Here is a 19,670-nt window from a genome sequence, read left to right on the forward strand (position 1 = left end):
ACTGGCGTAAAAGCAGACGAACCACCCAATGAGTACAGATATGACTGAATCCAACCGGGAACTGGTGATCCTTGGCGTCGGCAGTGCGCCGTTTGATGCATTGCTGGAAATCCTCGAGGAGCGCAATACCGTTACGCCCGCGCAGCTGAAGCTGGTCGTGGGCGATGAAGCGGAGGCCGACCCGCAGGTTTTTGCCAATCGCAGTATTCCGGTCGTGCCGCTGAAGGACTTTGTATTCACTCCGGAGCAGGTAGTGCTGCTGCTGACCGGCGGTGATGCGGCGATGGCTGCAATGGGCAAGGCGGAAGAGGCCGGCGCCTGGGTGGTGGATGCCGCCGGTATCAGTCGCGGCGATGAATCCGTTGCGCTGATTCATCCGCTGCTGAATGCGGAGGCGCTTCAAGCGGTGGAGCGCAGGGTGGTTGCGGTGCCGGGTGCCGCTGCGGCGATGGTTGCTGAGGCGTTGTTTCCGCTGAGGTCACAGCTGAAGTCTGTTGAAGTGGTGCTGAATCAGCCGGTATCGGCCCTCGGAAAATCCTGTGTGGACGCCACCGCGGCGCAGACCGCGCGCCTGTTCAATGGCCAGGAGCCGGATGTGGATGAAACTACCGGGCAGCGACTGGCGTTCAATCACCTGAGTTCTGCAGAAGCTCTGCTGGAAAGTGGTCACAGTGTCAGCGAGCTGGCGCTGGTGTTGGAACTGCGCCGCCTGCTTGGCGACTCCATAGCGATCGACACCACCATCAATACGGCGTCGGTATTTCACGGCCAGTTGGCGAACCTGAGTGTGCAACTGGAAGCGCCGGTGGAACTCGCCACGGTGCGCGGCCTGCTGGCCAATGGTGCACGCCTTGAAATGCGCGAGCGCCCTTCGGCGCAGGATGCCGTGGGCAGTGAGAACACCCTGGTAGGGCGCCTGCGCAGCGGACTGCTCGGGCCGGCGTGGATCAATTTCTGTGCAGCATCCGACAATTTGCGGAAAGACATCGCAATAAACTGTGTACAGTTTGTCCACTTGTTGCTAAAAACCCATTGATATTTAATACTTAGCGACCTTTCTGAAGGTTTCTTCTTAACATTGCCCAATGGGTTACCCCGGATAGGGCGCGGCACTGCCTGGGGGGTATTGCCGGAAAAATGTTTGAGGAAACCCGAGGGGCTGAGTCTTTATCGGGGGGCGGACTTTCGCTGGAGAGCTTCGCCGGAGAGTAGAGCCTGGTGTATGAACACTGGTTCTTTTGTTTAAAAAACGCGCGGTTTTTCGCGCGATCCGGCTTCTGTTTTTGGCGCTTTGGGTGGTGAACAGACAGATGCCGGAGTGATTCTAAAAATAAAGGGAATCGGTTATGCGTGTGCAAAAGCTGGCACTAGCAGTTGGTCTGGTCAGCGCACTGGGGGGTAATGGGGCTCTGGCGCTTGGTCTGGGTGAGATAAAACTGAACTCAACTCTGAACCAACCTCTCAATGCGGAAATCAAACTGCTGCAGACACGCGGCCTTGACGACAATGAAATCAAGGTGCGCCTGGCCAGTTCCGAGGACTTTGAGCGCGCTGGCGTCGATCGTACCTACCTGCTCAATGAACTGCAGTTCAGCGTGGATTACTCCGGCGGTGAGCCGGTGGTGCGTATCTCCAGCCGCGCGCCGATCCGCGAACCTTTCCTGAATTTCCTGGTGGAAACCCGTTGGCCCAGCGGCCGTCTGCTGCGGGAGTACACCCTGCTGATGGACCTCCCGGCCTTCTCCACCAATACCGCTGCCCAGCCGGTTCAAGCTGCCGAGCGCGAGCGCCAGCAGGTGCGCCGCGATGCACCAGTACAGAAGCCGCTGCAACCCACCGTGCAGAAGCGCCAGCCGGAGCCTGTACAGGCGCCGGTGCAGCAGCCCGAATCGGAATATCAGCCTCCCCAGGAGGCCGCACCCGCTGAACCGGCACCGCAAGTCTTTGATGAGCCCGCTGATCTGCAGCCTGCGCCGCAGAGTGGAAGCGCCGCGGATTCCGGCAGCCGCGTATACGGCCCGGTGGAAGCCAACAAAACCCTGTGGGAGATCGCGCGCGACAGCCGCGAAACCCGTGAGGTGTCTGTGCAGCAAACCATGCTGGCAATCCAGCGCCTCAATCCAGAGGCGTTCATCAACAACAATATCAACCTGCTCAAGAAAGGTGCGGTGCTGCGCCTGCCCACCACTGATGAAGTGCGCAGCCTGACGCGCACTGAAGCGGTTGCCCTGGTGGCGACCCAGAATGATTCCTGGCGCGAGCGGGTGGGCGATGCCGATGTTACCGGCGCGCCACTGGACGGACGCGCGGCAACGGAAGAAACCGTTGTAAGCGATACGCTGGAGGGCCGCGTGTCCCTCGCGGCACCCGGCGACAACGAATCCGTGCTGTCCGGCTCCGGCAGCGGCACCGGTGAAAGCGAGGCCCTTGAGGGCGAGCTGGCGGTGAGCGAGGAAGAGCTGGATAAATCCCGCCTGGAGAATGCCGAACTGCAGGAGCGCATCGGCGAACTCAACGAACAGATCGACACCATGGAGCGCATGGTGGAAGTCTCTAACGACGAACTGCAGGCGGTGCAGACCGCAGCGGAGCAGTCGCTCGAGAGCAGCGAGTCCGATGCCGTTGATGCTGGCATCGAGGATGTCGCCGCGGAAGACACCGCGGACGTCGCTACAGACAACGATAGTGTGGATGCCGTCCAGGAACCGGCCGCGATCAGTGAGCCGGAGACGGTTGAGGCGGCACCGGTAGAAGACGAATCGCGCAACCGCGTGGTGGTGCAGACCCGCCCCGAACCGACCCTGGTTGAGCGCGTAATGGATAATATTGTGCCCATCGGTGCCGGTGCCGGCGCTCTGGTAGTGGCGCTGTTCGGCTTCCTCGCCTGGCGTCGCCGCAAGGAAGAGGAGGAGGCCATCCGTCAGGTCGAGGCGGAAATGGCCGCGGAGCGCGCTCAGACGGAGTCTGTCGATTTTGCCGAAGAAGACGACAACCTGGCCGCCGTGGAAGAGCTGGAGGCCAGCGAAAGTTTCGACCTGGACCAGCTGGGCGAAGTGGAAACCGACGACCCGATCGGCGAGGCGGAAATCCACTTGTCCCTGGCGCAGTACCAGGAGGCCGAGGCCAAGTTGCTGACCGGTCTCAAGGCGGCACCCGCGAATGTGGATGCACGCCTGATGTTGCTGGAGGTGTACGCCCAGCAGAAGAGTGCCGAGCAATTTGACGATCATTACCGCCAGCTGCTGAGTTACAGCGATGGCCCTGCGGCAGATCGCGCCGCACGCCTGCGCGAAACCATTCCCGGCATAGCGCCCTTCGTGGCTCCGGAAATGGACTTCTCCAGCGAATCCCTGGAAGCCGCGCAGCTCGACGACATGAGCGACGATTTCGACGGTGCCGGCTTCGACCTCGAAGCGAGCTTCGATGACCTCGACGAATTCTCCGGCAGCAAGCATGCTTCATCTGCCGCTGCGGAAACGGCGAACGACGATAAAGACTTTGCGCTGGACGACCTGGGCGATCTGGACGATTTGTCATTGGATCTCGACGACGATACCGTCGAGACCGCGTCCCCGTCCGTCAAAGCCGACGATGACTTCTCCCTGGACCTGGATCTGGGCGATGATCTGGAAAGTGATTTCGGCAGTGCGCTGGAAGATTCTTCTCTGGATAGCGGAGAAGACACCGCGTTCGATTTCGATCTGAGCACCAGTGCCGAGCCCGAGACCAGGTCCGAGGCGGAAGGCGACGGGGAGCTTGAGGATCTGATTGCCGACGGCGAGCTGGATCTCGACAACCTGGATGACCTGGACAGCCTGGATCTGGATTCCGGCTTTGCGCTTGAAACGGAGCAGCCGGTTTCTGGTGCAGATTCTGCGGTGGAGGAAAGTGGTCTCGATTTCGAACTCGACCTGACCCCGATGGGCGAAGACAGCGAACTGACATTGGATGGTGACGATGCCTCCAACAATGCGGCCGCGTCCGCGAGCGACAGCATCGAACTCTCCGTTGACGATGGCGGTATGGATGGTCTGGATTTCGATTCCATCGACCTTGATGCCATCGACCTTGGTGAGCTGGATGACCTGGGTGATATAGAGCTGGATACTGGAAGCACTGGTACTGGCACCAGCCTGGATCTGGAAGAGGACCTGGATGTTGCGGTGGCCGAGGAATCCGCAAGCCAGAAAACGCCTGTTTCCAGCCCCGCCACTGATGGCGAAGCTCTGAGCGATCTGGGCTTTAATCTGGAAAACGATCTCGATTCCGAGCTGAACCTGCTGGAAGGCAGTGATGAAGTCAGCACCAAGCTGGAGCTGGCCCAGGCCTACCTGGATATGGGTGACAAAGACGGCGCCCGCGAGATTCTGGGAGAGGTGGTGGAAGAGGCCGCCGGTGAACATCAGCAGCGCGCCAAAGACATGCTCGCGCGCATGGGCTGATTCTCAGTACGATTTATTCACGCTATCTACAGCGACAACACTTTGACCCCGCTTTACGCGGGGTCTTTCTTTTTCGCTCAGGTGTAAACTCCGCTGCATGATGAACAAAATCTACGAATACAAAGCGAATGGTGAAGTGCCCGAGGGTGAATCCCTGCCGCCGGGATTGCGCCGTATTGCGCTCGGCGTGGAGTACTGCGGCTCGCGGCTGCGGGGGTTCCAGAAGCAGAGTCACGATCCGCTGACGGTGCAGGAAACCCTGGAAAAGGCGTTGTCTAAAGTGGCGGCGGAACCGGTCACTCTGGTGTGTGCCGGGCGCACCGATGCCGGCGTACACGCTACCGGGCAGGTAATCCATTTCGATACCAGTGCGGTGCGGCCGACCAAGGCCTGGATTCAGGGCGTGAACACCCAGATGCCGTTTGATGTGCGGGTGCACTGGGCGCAGGAGATGCCGGCGCAGTTTCACGCGCGTTTTTCTGCGCGCAACCGTACCTATCGCTACCTGATTCACAGTGCGCCGACACGCTCCGCGCAGGCGGCCACGGAAGTGACCTGGAGTGAGCGCACCCTGGATCTTGATCTGATGCGGGAGGGGGCTCAGCACTTGATCGGCGAACACGATTTCAGCAGTTTCCGCGCCGCCCAGTGCCAGGCCCGCTCCCCGGTGCGCCGGCTTACCAAGCTGGATATCGGCCGCGTCGGCCAGCTCATTGTGCTCGAGGTCAGCGCCACCGCGTTTCTGCACCATATGGTGCGCAATATTGCCGGCGTACTGATGGCAGTGGGGCGTGGCGACCGCGCACCGGAATGGGTGGCGGAAGTGCTGGGCGCACGGGATCGCGCCGCAGCGGGCGTCACCGCCCCCCCCCATGGGCTGTATCTGGTCAATGTGCAGTACCCGGAAGTGTTCACCCTGCCGGAGTGGCCGCCGGGGCCTTTGCTGGTGCCTCTGCCGCTAAATGCCATTGCCGGCACAGGTCGGTAACACCGCGTTTCGCCGGCCCCCCCGATCTGCTAGTATCCCGTGCTCTCCGATTTTCTCTGCTGCCAGCGCACGGGATTCGTGGCGGTTCCTGTAGCGGACGCCAGCTGGCCGCGTCAGCGGTGTATGGAATATGCGCGTAAAGATCTGCGGAATCACTAGTGTCGACGACGCCTTGCTCGCGGTGGATGCCGGTGCGGATGCGTTGGGCCTGGTGTTTTATCCCCCGAGCCCCCGCAATGTGGCCCCGGAACAGGCGGCGGAAATTGCCCGCGCGGTGTCGCCGTTTGTGGTGCTCACCGGGCTGTTTGTAAACGCGCACCCGGAACAGGTGGAGGCGGTGCTGCAGCAGGTGCCGCTGAATCTTCTGCAATTTCACGGCGATGAAAACGCGCCCTACTGCCGCCAGTTTCGTCGCCCCTATATCAAGGCCCTGCGCATGAGGCCGGAGCTGGATCCGGTCGAAGTTATGGCGGGTTTTCCCGATGCCCGCGGTATTTTGCTCGACGCCTATCGCAAGGGCGTTCCCGGCGGTACCGGAGATACCTTCGACTGGCAGCGGGTGCCCCGGGACAGCGGCCGCCAGATTATTCTTGCCGGCGGTCTCACGCCGGAAAATGTGGCCTCAGCGGTTGCCGCCGCGCATCCGCAGGCGGTGGATGTGAGTGGTGGAGTTGAGGCGTCTCCCGGGCGCAAAGATGCCGCCAAAGTAACCGCATTTATTCGCGCCGCCCGCGCTGCCTGTGCAGGCCAGACAGAATTGACACAAGGAGTTTGAGTAGTGACTAAAACCACTTCCCCCGTCGATTACGGGGCCTATCCGGATGCTCGCGGGCACTTCGGGGAATTCGGCGGACGCTTTGTGTCCGAGACCCTGATCAGCGCCCTGGATGAGCTGCAGGAAATGTACCAGCGTCTCAAGAACGATCCGGAATTCCAGGCCGCATTCGATTACGACCTGGCCCATTATGTGGGCCGTCCTTCGCCGCTGTATCTGGCTGAGCGGCTGACTGCCGACGCCGGCGGCGCGCGTATCTGGCTGAAGCGCGAAGACCTGAACCACACCGGCGCGCACAAGGTGAACAACACCGTTGGCCAGGCACTGCTGGCCAAGCACAGCGGCAAGTCCCGCGTGATCGCGGAGACCGGCGCCGGCCAGCACGGTGTGGCCACCGCCACCGTGGCGGCGCGCCTTGGGCTCAAGTGCGCGGTGTACATGGGCGCGGAAGACGTGAAACGCCAGTCGCCGAATGTCTATCGCATGAAGCTGCTTGGTGCCGAAGTGATCCCGGTGGAGTCCGGTTCCAAGACCCTGAAAGATGCCATGAATGAAGCCATGCGCGACTGGGTCACCAATGTGGACGACACCTTCTACATCATCGGCACCGTGGCTGGCCCGCACCCCTATCCGCAGCTGGTGCGGGATTTCAATTCCGTTATCGGTCGCGAGGCGCGCCGCCAGAGTCTGGAGCAGTTCGGGCAGCTGCCGGATGCGCTGGTGGCCTGCGTGGGCGGCGGCTCTAATGCCATCGGCCTGTTTCACCCGTTCCTCGCCGACGAGTCCGTAAAAATGTACGGGGTAGAGGCGGGGGGTGATGGCATCGAAACCGGTCGCCACGCCGCGCCGCTGAACAAGGGCATACCCGGTATCCTGCACGGCAACCGCACCTATCTGATGGAAGATGAGGACGGTCAGATTATCGAGACGCATTCGGTATCCGCTGGTCTCGATTATCCCGGTGTTGGCCCCGAGCACTCCTGGCTGAAGGATATCGGCCGGGTAGACTATGTGGCGATCAACGACGACGAAGCCCTCGCGGCTTTTCGCAAGCTGACCCGCACGGAGGGCATTATTCCCGCGCTGGAGTCCAGCCACGCGGTGGCCTACGGTCTGAAGCTCGCCGCTTCCATGCGGCCGGACCAGAACATCGTGGTGAACCTGTCTGGTCGCGGCGATAAGGATATCTTCACCGTCGCTGCCATCGACGGCATCAAGGTTTAAGGAGTGGCATGGTGACTGAAGCAAACAGAATTGATCGGCGCTTTGCCAGGCTGCGCAGCGAGGGCCGCAAGGGGCTGGTGACCTACATCGTCGCCGGTGACGGCGGTCTGGAAAATACCGTAGGCCTGATGCACCAACTGGTGGCCAGCGGCTCCGACCTGATTGAGCTCGGGGTGCCATTTTCCGACCCGATGGCAGAAGGCCCAGTGATTCAGAAAGGTCATGAGCGCGCGCTCGAGCAGAAGGTATCCCTGCGCAAATGCCTGGCACTGGTGAAGGAGTTCCGCGAAAAGGACGCCGAGACGCCAGTGATTTTAATGGGCTATGCCAACCCGATCGTGAGAATGGGCACCGAGGCCTTCGCCGATGGGCTGAAAGAGGCTGGCGCTGATGGTGCCTTGACGGTGGATCTGCCGGCAGAGGAGGCGGGCCCGCTGAACGATCTGTTGAAGGCGCGCGATCTGCGTAATATTTTCCTGCTGACACCGACCACCAGCGATGCGCGTATCGCTGAGATCACGCGTCTCGCCAGCGGGTTTGTCTACTATGTTTCCCTGAAAGGCGTCACCGGCGCCGGGCACCTGGATCTGGCGTCGGTGCACGAAAACCTTGCGCGCATCCGCCGTCACACGGATCTTCCCCTGTGTGTCGGCTTCGGTATCAAGGATGGTGCTTCTGCGAAAGCCGTGAGCGCTGATGGCGACGGTGCGGTGGTAGGCAGTGTGTTGGTATCCGCTGTGGGTGAATCCGCGGATGCGGCGGCGGCCAAGGATCGCATCGGTGCGTTGGTCGCTGAAATGCGCACGGCGCTGGATACTTGAGGCATCGGCGAAGTCCTGAACTGTTGGCCAGAAAGCCGGAGTGTGCGGCTTATCTGGCCAAGTGCAATTTTTTTTAAAGTGGTTTAATTCGCGGTTTTGGCGCTGCCGGTCATTTATCTTTGTCCCTCTAGTGAAGGGGTGGCCGTCCCCGGCAGTGAGAGAATTCAGCAAGCATCGGATTTTGGAAGCAAAATGAGCTGGTTAGAAAAAATTGTCCCCTCGGTGATCCGTACCGAGCGCCGTACCGGAGCCAGCAAGGTGCCGGAAGGGGTATGGAAGAAGTGCGTGAAATGCGATTCCACCCTGTACTTGCCGGAACTGGAGCGCAATCTCGACGTGTGTCCGAAGTGCGACCATCACTTCCGCATCGGCGCGCGCCGGCGTTTGGATATGTTCCTGGATAAAGAGCATCGCGAGGAGCTGGCCACCGACGTTGAACCGGTGGATCGCCTTAAGTTCAAGGATGTGAAGAAATACAAGGACCGCCTGACCCAGGCGCAGAAGGCGACTGGCGAGAAGGATGCGCTGATTGCAATGCAGGGCCTGCTGGAAGGCAAGCCGCTGGTGGCGGTGGCGTTCGAGTTTAATTTCCATGGTGGTTCGATGGGTTATGTGGTGGGTGAGAAGTTCACCCGCGCGGCTCAGCGTGCGTTGGAGGAGCGGATTCCGCTGGTGTGTTTTTCGGCGACCGGTGGTGCGCGTATGCAGGAGGCGTTGATTTCGCTGATGCAGATGGCGAAGACGTCGGCGGTGTTGGAGAAGCTGCGGATGGCGGGTGTGCCTTATATCTCCATCATGACGGATCCGGTGTACGGTGGGGTTTCTGCGTCGCTGGCGCTGCTGGGTGATATCAATGCGGCGGAGCCGGGTGCCCGCGCGGGTTTTGCCGGTCCGAACATCATTGAGCAGACCATTCGCCAGAAGCTGCCGAAGGGTTTCCAGCGCGCGGAGTTCCTGCTGGAGCACGGCGCCATCGATATGATCATTCCGCGTCACGATATGCGGAATACGGTTGGTCGCCTGCTCGGTAAGCTCTCCAATAACTGATGCGTATTTTCGTGCCTCAGGTGTCTTCAGTCTTGGTGCCTCAGGCACCTTAAGTGGCGGTGCCGCCACCGGGTACAGACTTGTGAAACACGCCGTGAACCCATCCATGGGGGCTCTTCCGCGAGGTCCCTCTCGCGGAAGGTTTCACAAGTCTGTCCCCGGCATCGACACCTTCGCATAAGGTCTTTCGCTTCGTCCCACCACGCTTTTGCTCTGTTTCCCTTCCGTCATCCTGACTAGAATCCCCTCTGCTTTATTTTTTGCCGGTGACCTCATGCGCGACCTCCAATCCTGGCTTTCCCGTCTGGAAAAACTGCACCCCACGGAAATCGAACTCGGCCTTGAGCGCGTCTCCTCCGTTGCCCGCACGCTTGATGTGGAAACACCGGCGCGCCGGGTGATTACGGTGGGTGGCACCAATGGCAAAGGCAGTTGCGTGCGCACAATGGAGGCGCTGCTGCTTGCGGGGAATCACACGGTGGGTGCCTACAGTTCGCCACATCTGCTGCGCTTCAATGAGCGGGTGCGGATTGGCGGTGCGGAGGTTTCCGATGCGGCGCTGATTGAGGCGTTTGAGGCGGTGGAGCGGGCCCGGGGGGAGACGAGTCTGACCTATTTCGAGTTCACTACGCTGGCGGCGTTTTGGCTGTTCAAGCGGGCGGGTGTGGAGTTTGCGCTGCTGGAAGTGGGGCTGGGTGGGCGTCTGGACGCGGTGAATCTGGTGGATGCGGATATCGCGATCATTACCAGTGTGGCGGTGGATCACGAGGCGTGGCTGGGCCGTGACCGGGAGGTGATCGGGCGCGAGAAGGCGGGCATTCTGCGGGCGGGTAAGACGTTTGTGTGCGCGGACCCGAAGCCGCCGGCATCGGTGGTGGATGCGGCGCGGGATCTCGGTTGCGAGAGTTTCTTTATCGGTCACGAGTTCTCGCTGCAGGACAACCACTATCAGTTGTATGCGGAGCCGGAGCTGAAGATTGGTGTGCCGGTGTTGCAGTTGCCACCTGCCAGTGTGGCGGCGGCGATTACCGCGCTGGCCATTGCCGGTGAGCTGCCGGGGGCGGATCGGGTGTGCGAGGTGCTGGAGCACCTGCGCATGCCGGGGCGTTGCCAGTCGCTGACTTGGCAGGGGCATCGGCTGGTACTGGATGTGGGTCATAACCCTGCGGCGGCGGAGTATCTGGCGGACTGGCTGGACCGCCATCCGGTGTCGGGGCGCACCCTGGCGCTGGTGGCGGTGATGGCGGACAAGGATATTGCCGGTCTGGTGCAGTCTCTCGCCGGGCGGATCGATCACTGGTATCCGGCGCTGCTGCCGGACAATTCCCGTGCTGCGGGCGCGGAGCAGCTGTTGGCGGGGCTCGCCGCCGGCGGTGTCGATGCGGGGCGTATTGAGGGGGGCTGCGAACCGGTCGCGGGGCAGCTGGCGCGGGCCGCGACGGATCTGGGCAGAGATGACAGGTTGCTTGTCTTCGGTTCTTTCTTTACCGTTGCGGAAGCCTTGAGCGTTATCGAGTAACTGCGCAAATACACTGAGAGAACACCAGCATGGCCAGTCGGGACAATGACTCCTACTCCGCTTCCCCCCGCCGCCTGAACGACGGGGTCAAGCAGCGTATTGTGGGCGCGCTGGTACTGGCCGCGCTGGCGGTGATCTTCCTGCCCAGCTTGTTTGACCGCGAGGGCGCGCGCTTCGTGGATGTGACCAGTCAGATTCCCCCGGCACCGGATATCAAGCCTATTTCCATTGCGGAGCCTGAACCGGTGGCGGACATTGAGCCGGCGCCTCCGGTCAACGACGTCTTCCAGCCGGAATTTGTCGAACAGAAATCGCCAGCGCCGGACCCGGAAGTCGTGACTCCGCAGCCGGAACCCAAGGCGGAACCTGAACCTGCGTCCGCGGTTGCGGAAACTAAGCCTGTTGCCGAGAAGCAGCCGCAGCTGCCGGCAGAGAAAACCCAGCTGGATGACAAGGGTTTGCCGGAGGGGTGGGTGATTCAGGTGGCGGCTTACAAGGATGCCGCCAGCGCCGAGCGCATGCGCGGCAAACTGCTGGACGCCGGCTTCCGCGCCTATACCCGGGCGGTCGATACCGGGAAGGGTCGTTTTGTGCGGGTCTTTGTGGGCCCCAAACTCAGCCGGGTGGATGCCCAGTCGGACAAGCAGAAGCTGGATAAACTGCTGAAGGCAGATACCCTGATCCTGCGCTACAAGGCCTGATACGGCGATTCCCCGCGGGACCTTATCATTCCTCCTCTTGTGCACTCCGGACCGGCGGTCGTCCCGACCGTCAGGTTCGCAATGTTCCACCCAATTTCACGGGATTTAGTGAACTGCTTCACTGGCCCCGGTCGGTACGTTAGAATGCGCGCTCTTCGCGGCGGCCGCCGCGTAGCAGGTAGGGTTGAATGAACTGGGCTGACTGGACCATTCTGGCAATTGTCGCCATTTCCACGCTGATCGGCTTGGGCCGAGGCTTCGTGCGCGAAGTCCTGTCGCTGCTCACCTGGGTGGCCGCATTCGTGGTGGCGATGATGTTCCGCGACGAGTTAGCACCACTCCTTTCCAACCTCGTCGATACGCCTTCACTGCAGGCCATAGCGGCCTTCGCCATTCTCTTTATTGCTACCCTGCTGGCAGGAGCCGGCCTGAATATGACCCTGTCCGCGTTCGTGGAGGCCACCGGCCTTTCCGGAACCGACCGGGTACTGGGAATGGTGTTTGGACTGTTCCGCGGTGCCATCATCGTGATGGCACTGTTGATCTTTGCCCCGGCGCTGGCGCCGGTGAATGAAGACAAGTGGTGGCAGGAATCGACGCTGATACCTCGCTTTCTAGAATTTGAGGACCGCGCGCGCGAAGCGGCTGGCGCGGTCAAGGATTTCTTCGCAGGGCAATTTGATTGATCGCAGATCTGCAGGAGGCAGTACCCGATCACCTTGACCATTTCGAAACGACTGGGGTTATCTGAAGTATGTGTGGCATCGTTGGAATCGTTGGCAAGAGTGACGTCAATCTGCAGTTGTATGACGCGCTCACCATGTTGCAGCACCGGGGCCAGGATGCCGCGGGTATCGTCACCTGTGACGGTGACCGCCTGAACCAGCAGAAGGCGAACGGCCTGGTACGGGATGTATTCCGCGCGCGCCATATGCAGCGCCTCACCGGCAACTTCGGTATCGGCCATGTGCGCTACCCCACCGCCGGCAGCTCTGGCCCCGCGCTGGCCCAGCCGTTTTACGTCAACTCCCCCTACGGCATCGCCATGGCCCACAATGGCAACCTCACCAATGTAAAAGAGGTGAGCGAGGAAATCTTCCAGCAGGACCTGCGCCACATCAACACCGACTCCGATTCCGAAGTCCTGCTGAACGTTTTTGCCCACGAGCTGCACAAGCAGCACAAACTCCAGCCCAAAGCCGAAGACATCTTCACCGCAATGCGCGCGGTGCACAAACGTGTGCGCGGCGGTTACGCCTGTGTGGCCATGATCGTCGGTTACGGCGTGGTGGCCTTCCGCGACCCCAACGGTATCCGCCCGCTGGTGTACGGCAAGCGCGATACTGACCAGGGCACCGAATATATGGTGGCCTCTGAGTCTGTGGCGCTGGACGTGCTCGGTTACACCCTGGTGCGCGACGTGGCGCCGGGTGAGTGTCTGTACATCGAGCTGGATGGCACCCTGCACTCCGAGCAGTGTGCGGAGAATCCGCAGTTGCGCCCGTGCATTTTCGAGCATGTGTACTTTGCCCGTCCGGACTCCATCATGGACGGTGTTTCCGTGCACAAGGCGCGCCTGCGCCAGGGCGAGCATCTCGCCGAAAAAATCCTGCGCGAGCGCCCGGATCACGACATCGATGTGGTTATCCCGATCCCGGATTCCTCCCGCTCCGCGGGCCAGATGGTGGCGCACCGTCTGGGCGTGAAGTTCCGTGAAGGTCTGGTGAAGAACCGTTATATCGGCCGCACCTTCATCATGCCGGGCCAGAAGCAGCGCAAGAAGTCTGTGCGCCAGAAGCTGAACCCGATCGAGCTGGAATTCCGCGGCAAGAATGTGCTGCTGGTGGACGATTCGATTGTGCGCGGTACTACTTGTAAGCAGATTATCCAGATGGCCCGCGATGCCGGCGCCAATAAGGTGTACTTCGCTTCTGCGGCGCCTGCGGTGAAGTTCCCGAATGTGTACGGTATCGATATGCCGTCTGCCACTGAGCTGGTGGCCCACGGTCGCACCACGGAAGAAGTACGTGAGGAGATCGGTGCGGACTGGCTGATTTACCAGGAGCTGGAAGACCTGATCGTGTCCTCTGGTGAGGGCAATACCGAGATCAAGCAGTTTGAGAATTCGGTGTTCGACGGTGAGTACATCACTGGCGATGTCACCGAGGAATACCTCAACAGCCTGCACGCGGCGCGCAATGACAATGCGAAGGAAACCAAGGGCAAGCAGAGCTCGATGTAATTCCCTAAGCGAATTACTCTTCATACATTCGGCCCACCAATCGGTGGGCCGAAGTGTTTACACAAGATGCGAAAGCGTCGATACCGATAGTTGCTTGCGAGACCTTCCGCGAGAGGGACCTCGCGGAAGAGCCCCCAGGGATGGGTTGAGGGGGGGCGCCTAGCTCGTGTCTCGCAAGCAACTATCGGTAGCGGCGCTGCCACCGGACGGGCTACGGAGTTCTCCCACCTCCGCCGGGCGCTTCGTAGTCCCCATTTGTGGCGGCAAAGCGCCGGGTATTCGTTTTCAAAACCGCTGTGAATACGTCCCTGTACGCTGCGTCGCAAACATCCCTGTTTGCGACGCTTTTGAAAACGAATCCCCGTCACTCCGCCTTCGCATTGAATTTTTGTACGTTTAGCCGATTGAGCTTCAGATCAATTTAGCTTCTTGTGCGAACACTCTTCGATTCATAGGTTAAGATTACCGGCTCAATCACACCAACCCGGGACGGTTAATCCATGTTTGAAGACGACGGCTACGCACTGGAAACGTTGGCGGTACGTGCAGGCCAGAGCCGGTCGGCGGAAGGCGAGCACTCAGAGCCGATCTACACCACCTCCAGTTACGTCTTTCCCTCCGCGGCAGAAGCCGCCGCGCGTTTCTCCGGGGAATCCCCCGGCAACGTCTACTCGCGCTACACCAACCCCACCGTGCGCATGTTCGAACAGCGCATCGCCGCGATGGAAGGCGGGGAGGCCGCAGTAGCCACGTCCAGCGGCATGGCCGCCATCCTGAGCCTGTGCATGGCGCTGCTGAAAAGCGGTGACAAAGTCATCTGTTCCCGCAGTGTGTTCGGCACCACCACAGCGCTGTTTACCCGCTATATGGTCAAGTTTGGCGTCAAGGTCAGCTTCGTCGACCTCACCGACCTGCAGGCGTGGAAGGATGCGTTGGATGGCGACACCAAGCTGCTGTTTATGGAGACCCCGTCCAACCCCCTGTGCGAAGTCGCCGACATCCGCGCCATGGCGGATCTCGCCCACAGCGCCGGCGCGCAGCTGGTGGTAGACAACTGTTTCTGTACCCCCGCGCTGCAACGCCCGCTGGAACTCGGTGCTGACATCGTCGTGCATTCCGCCACCAAATTCCTCGATGGCCAGGGCCGCTGTGTGGGCGGTGTGGTGGTGGGCAGGAAAGAGGTGATGGACGAAGTCGTCATCTTCCTGCGCACCTGCGGGCCGAGCATGAGTCCGTTCAATGCCTGGGTTTTCCTCAAAGGCCTCGAAACCCTCAACCTGCGCATGCGTGCCCACTGCAACAGTGCGCTGGATATTGCCTGGTGGTTGAAGGAGCAGCCGCAAGTGGAAAAGGTCAATTACGCGGGTCTTCCCAGCCATCCCAATCACCAGCTCGCCGCTGCCCAGCAGAGTGGTTTCGGCGCGGTGTTCAGCTTTACCGTCAAAGGTGGGCGCGAGGCGGCGTGGAAGGTGATCGACGCGTGCAAAATCTTTTCCGTTACCGCCAATCTCGGTGACGCGAAGAGCACCATCGTGCACCCGGCCACCACCACCCACGGTCGTCTGAGCGAAGAGGAAAAGGCGAAGGCGGGCATCACCGAAAACCTGATTCGCATCTCTGTCGGTCTGGAAAATGTCGAGGACCTGAAAGGGGATCTGACGCGAGGCTTGTCGTCACTCGCATAAAGCGGTCACAATGGCGCGAAATGTGACTTGCTGGATAGTGCCCGCTCACTGCGGGCCTATCATTAGTGGCTAGTGAAGAAAAACCGAGCAGTAATGGATTTGCCGTGCAAAAAATCATCTCCGCCATTGTCGCCGATATCGGCAAAGTCCTGCTGGGCAAGGAACATCAGGTAAAACTCGCGCTGGCCTGTCTACTGGCGCGCGGGCATCTGCTGATTGAAGACCTGCCGGGTATGGGCAAGACAACCCTCGCCCACGCACTCGCGCAGGTTCTCGGCCTTTCCTACAAACGGGTTCAGTTTACCAGTGACATGCTCCCCGCCGACATCCTCGGCGTCAGCATCTTCGAGCGCGAATCCGGGCAGTTCCGTTTCCACGAAGGCCCCGTGTTTAGCCAGCTGTTGCTCGCCGATGAAATCAACCGCAGTTCTCCCAAAACCCAAAGTGCCCTGTTGGAGGCTATGGAAGAGCGCCAGGTCAGTATCGACGGCGAGACCCGACCGCTGCCGGAACCCTTCTTCGTCATCGCCACCCAGAACCCGCTGCAGCAGTCCGGCACCTTCGTGCTGCCGGAATCCCAGCTCGACCGCTTTCTCATGCGCATCAGCCTCGGTTACCCCACCCGCGAAGCCGAGCGGGCACTGTTTCAGGGTGTAGACCCGCGCGCTCAGTTGGCCCAACTCAAACCGCGCATCAACAGCGAAGGTCTGAAAAAACTGCAGTCGCTGGTGGGGCAGGTAAAGGCCTCGGATTCACTGCTCGATTATCTCGAGCGACTGGTGCAACACAGCCGCCACAGCCCGGAGTGCGCCGTCGGCCTGTCACCGCGCGGTGCACTGGCGCTGCTGCATGCCGCCCGCGCCTGGGCGCTGATCCACAACCGCGGCCACCTGTTGCCGGAAGATTTGCAGGCCGTGTTGCCGGCGGTCGCCGGCCACCGCCTGCAGACCGATGGCGGTGACGGTGCGCAGTTGGTGGAGCGCATGATGCACCAGGTGGACATCATCGCCGCCTGACCCCGGCGGAGATGAACTTAGGGCGAACGCAGCGTGCTCGGGAAATTATCGGCCAATCGCGAAACCTCAAACAGCGGCGACCAGCCCCGGCGCCTGTTCCATAAGCACTGGCAGCGCTGGCTGGGTCGCCGCGCGCCAGCCGCCAACAGTGTCACCCTCAATCACCGCAAATTGTTCGTGATTCCCAGCCTCGCGGGTATGGGCTTCGTGCTGGTGATCGCGTTGCTGTGGCTGCTCGGCACCAACTACGAAAACAATCTGGTGTTTGCGCTCACCTTCCTGCTGGTGGGTTTGTTTGTGGTGTTGCCGGTGCACACCTTTGCCAATCTCTCCGGGCTGAAATTGCAGTTGGTGGAAGCCGAACCCACCTTCGCCGGTGACTACGGCCAGGCGCGGATTCGGCTCCATAAAAGCGGCAAGCGTTTCCACGAACGGGTGCGGCTCGCATGGCCCCCGGAAGAGGGCCTGCTCGTCGATGTCACCGAGGGGCGCGATGGCCGCGAGATTCGCTTGGACCTGCCACTGGTGCAACGCGGTCGGGTGCGCGCGCCGCGCATCCTGGTAGAGAGCCGTTTCCCCCTCGGTCTGTTCCGCTGCTGGAGCTGGGTGGATCTGGATGTGGAATTCCTGGTCTATCCGCAACCAAAATCCGCCGGGCCACTGCCGCTTGGCGCCAGTGCCGGCGACGGCGAGCGCGAGCTGGCACGCACCCAGAGTGGCGACGACTTCGCCGGCCTCAAGCACTATCAACCCGGCGATTCCCTGCGCCATGTGGCCTGGAAGCAGTACGCCGGTGGCCGCGACCTGTACAGCAAGGAGTACGCCTCGGGCAGCGACGCGCGTCTGTGGCTCGATTGGGATCTGCTGGCCGGGCGCGACGTGGAGACCCGTCTCAGCAACCTCTGTGCCTGGATTCTCGACGCCGAGCGCGCCCAGGTTCCCTACGGCCTGCGCCTGCCGGGGCAGACGGTCGCACCGGCACTTGGCAGTGCGCACAAAACGTATCTGCTGGGCCTGCTGGCGCTGTTCCCGGTGCAGGGAGTGCGTGCGTGATTCAGGGCTCCGCAAATCCTCACGGTCACAGCCAGCTGCAGACGCTGTTGCCGCGCGAGAGCCTGCTGTGGATTTTCGCCGCGCAATTGGCGGTGCTGCTGCCACACTTCGCCCATTTGCCCCTGTGGCTGCTGGGCGCCTGGACGGTTGCAGTCTACTGGCGGCTCGAGGTGTACCGCGGACGCCGCGAGATACCCGGGCGGCTGGTGAAACTGCTGGCGGTGTCCCTGGCGGTTCTGGGGCTGGTGTTCACTTACCGGCGCTGGTTTGCGCTGGAACCGATGGTGGCGCTGCTGGCGGTGTCGTTCACCCTGAAAAACATCGAACTGGTCAGCCGGCGCGATGCGTTGCTGAGCCTGATGCTGGCGTATTTCCTTGCCGCCACCCTGTTTGTATTTGAGCAGACCATTCCCTACGCCCTCTACGGCATGCTGTGCGTGGTGTTGATCACCGCGGCGTTGGCGGCACAGCAGGGGAAGGGCAGCGCGCGGCCCGGGCGGGCGCTGGGATTATCGGCGAAACTGCTGGCACAGGCGGTGCCGGTGATGCTGCTCCTGTTTGTGGTGATGCCGCGCCTCGGCCCGCTGTGGGCGGTGCCGCAGAACAGTGCCAAGGCCTCTACCGGTATCAGCGACTCTATGAGCCCGGGGGATTTCAGCGAGCTGTCCAAGTCGGACAAGCCCGCCCTGCGCATTTCCTTTGATGGCCCGCTGCCGCCACCGGAGCAGCGTTACTGGCGCGGGTTGGTGTACACCCACTTCGACGGCCGCCGCTGGAGCGAGCCGGATCTGGAACAGTATTACGCCAGCTGGCGTCGGGGACGTGGTCGGTCTCAGGGGGTGTCGGGCGCGGCAGAAAGTGAGCAGACACTACCGGCGGTGGGCCCGCGCTACCGCTATCAGGTAATCCAGGAGGCGAGTCACAGCCCCTGGCTGTTTTCACTGGCGCGACCGCATTCGGAAACCGAGGGTGTCAGCGCCACCGGCGACGACACCCTGGTGTACCGTATGCCGGTTGCCAGTCGTCTCGCCTACGACGTGCGTTCCTGGCCTCGGGAGAGCCTCGCCCGCGATGAACCGCTGAGTGCCGCCGAGGAGCGCCGCCATCTGCAGCTGCCCGGTTCCGGTAACCCGGAGGCGCGGGCCTGGGCTCAGGCGCGGCTCGCGGAGGGCATGGGTGCCGAGCAGATCTCCACGGCGCTGCTGGATCTGTATCACCGCAACTTCACCTATACCCTGCGCCCGCCGGCACTGGGCCGCGACAGCGTGGACGAATTTCTGTTCAGTACCCGCCAGGGCTTCTGTGAGCACTTCGCCAGCAGTTACGTGTTCACCATGCGCGCCGCCGGCGTGCCCGCGCGGGTGGTGGCCGGCTACCAGGGTGGCGAGTGGGTGGAACAGCAGGAATATCTACTGGTGCGCCAGTACGACGCCCATGCCTGGGCGGAAATCTGGCTGCCGGGCCGCGGCTGGGTGCGCGTTGACCCCACCGCCGCGGTGGCGCCGGAGCGTATCCGCGACGGGTTGCAGACCGCCGCGGCCGAGGAGTTCATGCAGGACGCACTGCTGCCCCTGCACAAGATCGCCCTGGTCACCCGCTTGCGCCTGCAGTGGGACATGATCAACTACCGCTGGTACCAGACCGTGGTGAGTTTTGACCGGGAGCGTCAGGACGGCCTGCTGACGCGGCTGCTCGGAGAGGTATCGCCCCTGCGCCTGGCGCTGTTGCTGGGGTTGCCTGTATTACTGGCACTGGCGGCCCTGCTGCTGTGGTTGCATCTCAGCAGCCGGGGGCCTGCGTTGCCCACGGTCAGCCGACTCTATTTGCGCTTTTGCCGGCGTATGGCGCGCGCGGGCTTTGCGCGCAATCCCGGCGAGGCGCCGGGGGATTACGCCCGTCGCATCGAGCGAGAGGTACCGCGGCTCGGCCCCATGGCCCGCCAGATCACCCTGGCCTACGAGCGCGCTGCCTATGGTGATAGTGGCAGCAGTGCGGCGGCAGAACGGCAGTTGCGACGCTTGCTGCGGGGCTTCTGGCCGCGGCGACGGGCCCGCCCCACAAGCGTGCAATCTGTGTGACAATAGCGCCCCCTCGGGCGGCTCCCTAGCAGCCCGAAACGCTGCACCGGCGTAGCGTGTAAACCCGATCCCGGATTCT

At 61.7% G+C, this 19,670-nt stretch carries 15 protein-coding genes; all 15 read left to right on the plus strand.

The annotated features are described in order from the left end of the window. Window positions 1-40: 40 nt before the first annotated feature. A complete protein-coding gene (locus GNX18_RS01695) occupies window positions 41-1,036 on the plus strand; it encodes an Asd/ArgC dimerization domain-containing protein (RefSeq protein ID WP_166215062.1) in 996 nt (331 codons plus the stop codon). A gap of 310 nt (window positions 1,037-1,346) precedes the next feature. Next, window positions 1,347-4,442, plus strand: coding sequence for a FimV/HubP family polar landmark protein (locus GNX18_RS01700; protein WP_166215064.1), 3,096 nt, complete (start codon window positions 1,347-1,349; stop codon window positions 4,440-4,442). A 97-nt stretch (window positions 4,443-4,539) separates the two neighbouring features. Further along, on the plus strand, window positions 4,540-5,430 hold the full coding sequence (gene truA, locus GNX18_RS01705; protein ID WP_138236420.1) for a tRNA pseudouridine(38-40) synthase TruA: 891 nt from the start codon (window positions 4,540-4,542) through the stop codon (window positions 5,428-5,430). A gap of 130 nt (window positions 5,431-5,560) precedes the next feature. Further along, entirely contained in the window at window positions 5,561-6,205 is a 645-nt protein-coding gene (locus tag GNX18_RS01710; RefSeq protein WP_166215066.1) for a phosphoribosylanthranilate isomerase, read from the plus strand. Between the two features lie 3 nt (window positions 6,206-6,208). After that, window positions 6,209-7,429 carry a tryptophan synthase subunit beta gene (gene trpB / locus GNX18_RS01715; RefSeq protein WP_138236422.1) on the plus strand — a complete coding sequence of 407 codons (1,221 nt, stop codon included), beginning with the start codon at window positions 6,209-6,211 and terminating at the stop codon, window positions 7,427-7,429. Window positions 7,430-7,437: 8 nt separating this feature from the next. Further along, window positions 7,438-8,250 carry a tryptophan synthase subunit alpha gene (trpA, locus tag GNX18_RS01720; protein WP_138236423.1) on the plus strand — a complete coding sequence of 271 codons (813 nt, stop codon included), beginning with the start codon at window positions 7,438-7,440 and terminating at the stop codon, window positions 8,248-8,250. A gap of 192 nt (window positions 8,251-8,442) precedes the next feature. Then, window positions 8,443-9,297, plus strand: coding sequence for an acetyl-CoA carboxylase, carboxyltransferase subunit beta (gene accD / locus GNX18_RS01725; RefSeq protein ID WP_138236424.1), 855 nt, complete (start codon window positions 8,443-8,445; stop codon window positions 9,295-9,297). Window positions 9,298-9,571: 274 nt separating this feature from the next. After that, complete coding sequence (gene folC, locus GNX18_RS01730; RefSeq protein ID WP_166215068.1) at window positions 9,572-10,816, plus strand: bifunctional tetrahydrofolate synthase/dihydrofolate synthase; 1,245 nt, start codon at window positions 9,572-9,574, stop codon at window positions 10,814-10,816. Between the two features lie 29 nt (window positions 10,817-10,845). Further along, on the plus strand, window positions 10,846-11,517 hold the full coding sequence (locus GNX18_RS01735; protein ID WP_138236426.1) for an SPOR domain-containing protein: 672 nt from the start codon (window positions 10,846-10,848) through the stop codon (window positions 11,515-11,517). Between the two features lie 188 nt (window positions 11,518-11,705). Next, window positions 11,706-12,203, plus strand: coding sequence for a CvpA family protein (locus GNX18_RS01740; protein WP_138236427.1), 498 nt, complete (start codon window positions 11,706-11,708; stop codon window positions 12,201-12,203). A 68-nt stretch (window positions 12,204-12,271) separates the two neighbouring features. After that, entirely contained in the window at window positions 12,272-13,759 is a 1,488-nt protein-coding gene (purF, locus tag GNX18_RS01745) for an amidophosphoribosyltransferase (RefSeq protein ID WP_138236428.1), read from the plus strand. Between the two features lie 500 nt (window positions 13,760-14,259). Beyond that, window positions 14,260-15,444 (plus strand): O-succinylhomoserine sulfhydrylase, encoded by a 1,185-nt coding sequence (locus tag GNX18_RS01750; protein ID WP_138236429.1) that lies wholly within the window; start codon window positions 14,260-14,262, stop codon window positions 15,442-15,444. 104 nt (window positions 15,445-15,548) lie between these two features. After that, window positions 15,549-16,460: a MoxR family ATPase gene (locus GNX18_RS01755; RefSeq protein ID WP_138236430.1), complete on the plus strand. Its 912-nt coding sequence runs from the start codon at window positions 15,549-15,551 to the stop codon at window positions 16,458-16,460. 33 nt (window positions 16,461-16,493) lie between these two features. After that, window positions 16,494-17,513, plus strand: a complete 1,020-nt coding sequence (locus GNX18_RS01760; RefSeq protein WP_166215070.1) for a DUF58 domain-containing protein — start codon at window positions 16,494-16,496, stop codon at window positions 17,511-17,513. After that, window positions 17,510-19,591, plus strand: a complete 2,082-nt coding sequence (locus tag GNX18_RS01765; RefSeq protein ID WP_240914156.1) for a DUF3488 and transglutaminase-like domain-containing protein — start codon at window positions 17,510-17,512, stop codon at window positions 19,589-19,591. Before GNX18_RS01760 ends, GNX18_RS01765 begins: the two co-directional genes overlap by 4 nt. Window positions 19,592-19,670: the final 79 nt, after the last annotated feature.

This window comes from Microbulbifer sp. SH-1, from assembly GCF_011326135.1.
Lineage (GTDB): Bacteria > Pseudomonadota > Gammaproteobacteria > Pseudomonadales > Cellvibrionaceae > Microbulbifer > Microbulbifer harenosus.

Excerpts from the sequence above, each read along its gene's own strand:
- accD (WP_138236424.1), top strand. The coding sequence starts at position 8,443 with ATGAGCTGGTTAGAAAAAATTGTCCCCTCGGTGATCCGTACCGAGCGC.
- GNX18_RS01750 (WP_138236429.1), top strand. The coding sequence starts at position 14,260 with ATGTTTGAAGACGACGGCTACGCACTGGAAACGTTGGCGGTACGTGCA.
- purF (WP_138236428.1), top strand. The coding sequence starts at position 12,272 with ATGTGTGGCATCGTTGGAATCGTTGGCAAGAGTGACGTCAATCTGCAG.
- truA (WP_138236420.1), top strand. The coding sequence starts at position 4,540 with ATGATGAACAAAATCTACGAATACAAAGCGAATGGTGAAGTGCCCGAG.
- folC (WP_166215068.1), top strand. The coding sequence starts at position 9,572 with ATGCGCGACCTCCAATCCTGGCTTTCCCGTCTGGAAAAACTGCACCCC.
- GNX18_RS01710 (WP_166215066.1), top strand. The coding sequence starts at position 5,561 with ATGCGCGTAAAGATCTGCGGAATCACTAGTGTCGACGACGCCTTGCTC.
- GNX18_RS01700 (WP_166215064.1), top strand. The coding sequence starts at position 1,347 with ATGCGTGTGCAAAAGCTGGCACTAGCAGTTGGTCTGGTCAGCGCACTG.
- GNX18_RS01740 (WP_138236427.1), top strand. The coding sequence starts at position 11,706 with ATGAACTGGGCTGACTGGACCATTCTGGCAATTGTCGCCATTTCCACG.
- GNX18_RS01695 (WP_166215062.1), top strand. The coding sequence starts at position 41 with ATGACTGAATCCAACCGGGAACTGGTGATCCTTGGCGTCGGCAGTGCG.
- GNX18_RS01735 (WP_138236426.1), top strand. The coding sequence starts at position 10,846 with ATGGCCAGTCGGGACAATGACTCCTACTCCGCTTCCCCCCGCCGCCTG.
- trpA (WP_138236423.1), top strand. The coding sequence starts at position 7,438 with ATGGTGACTGAAGCAAACAGAATTGATCGGCGCTTTGCCAGGCTGCGC.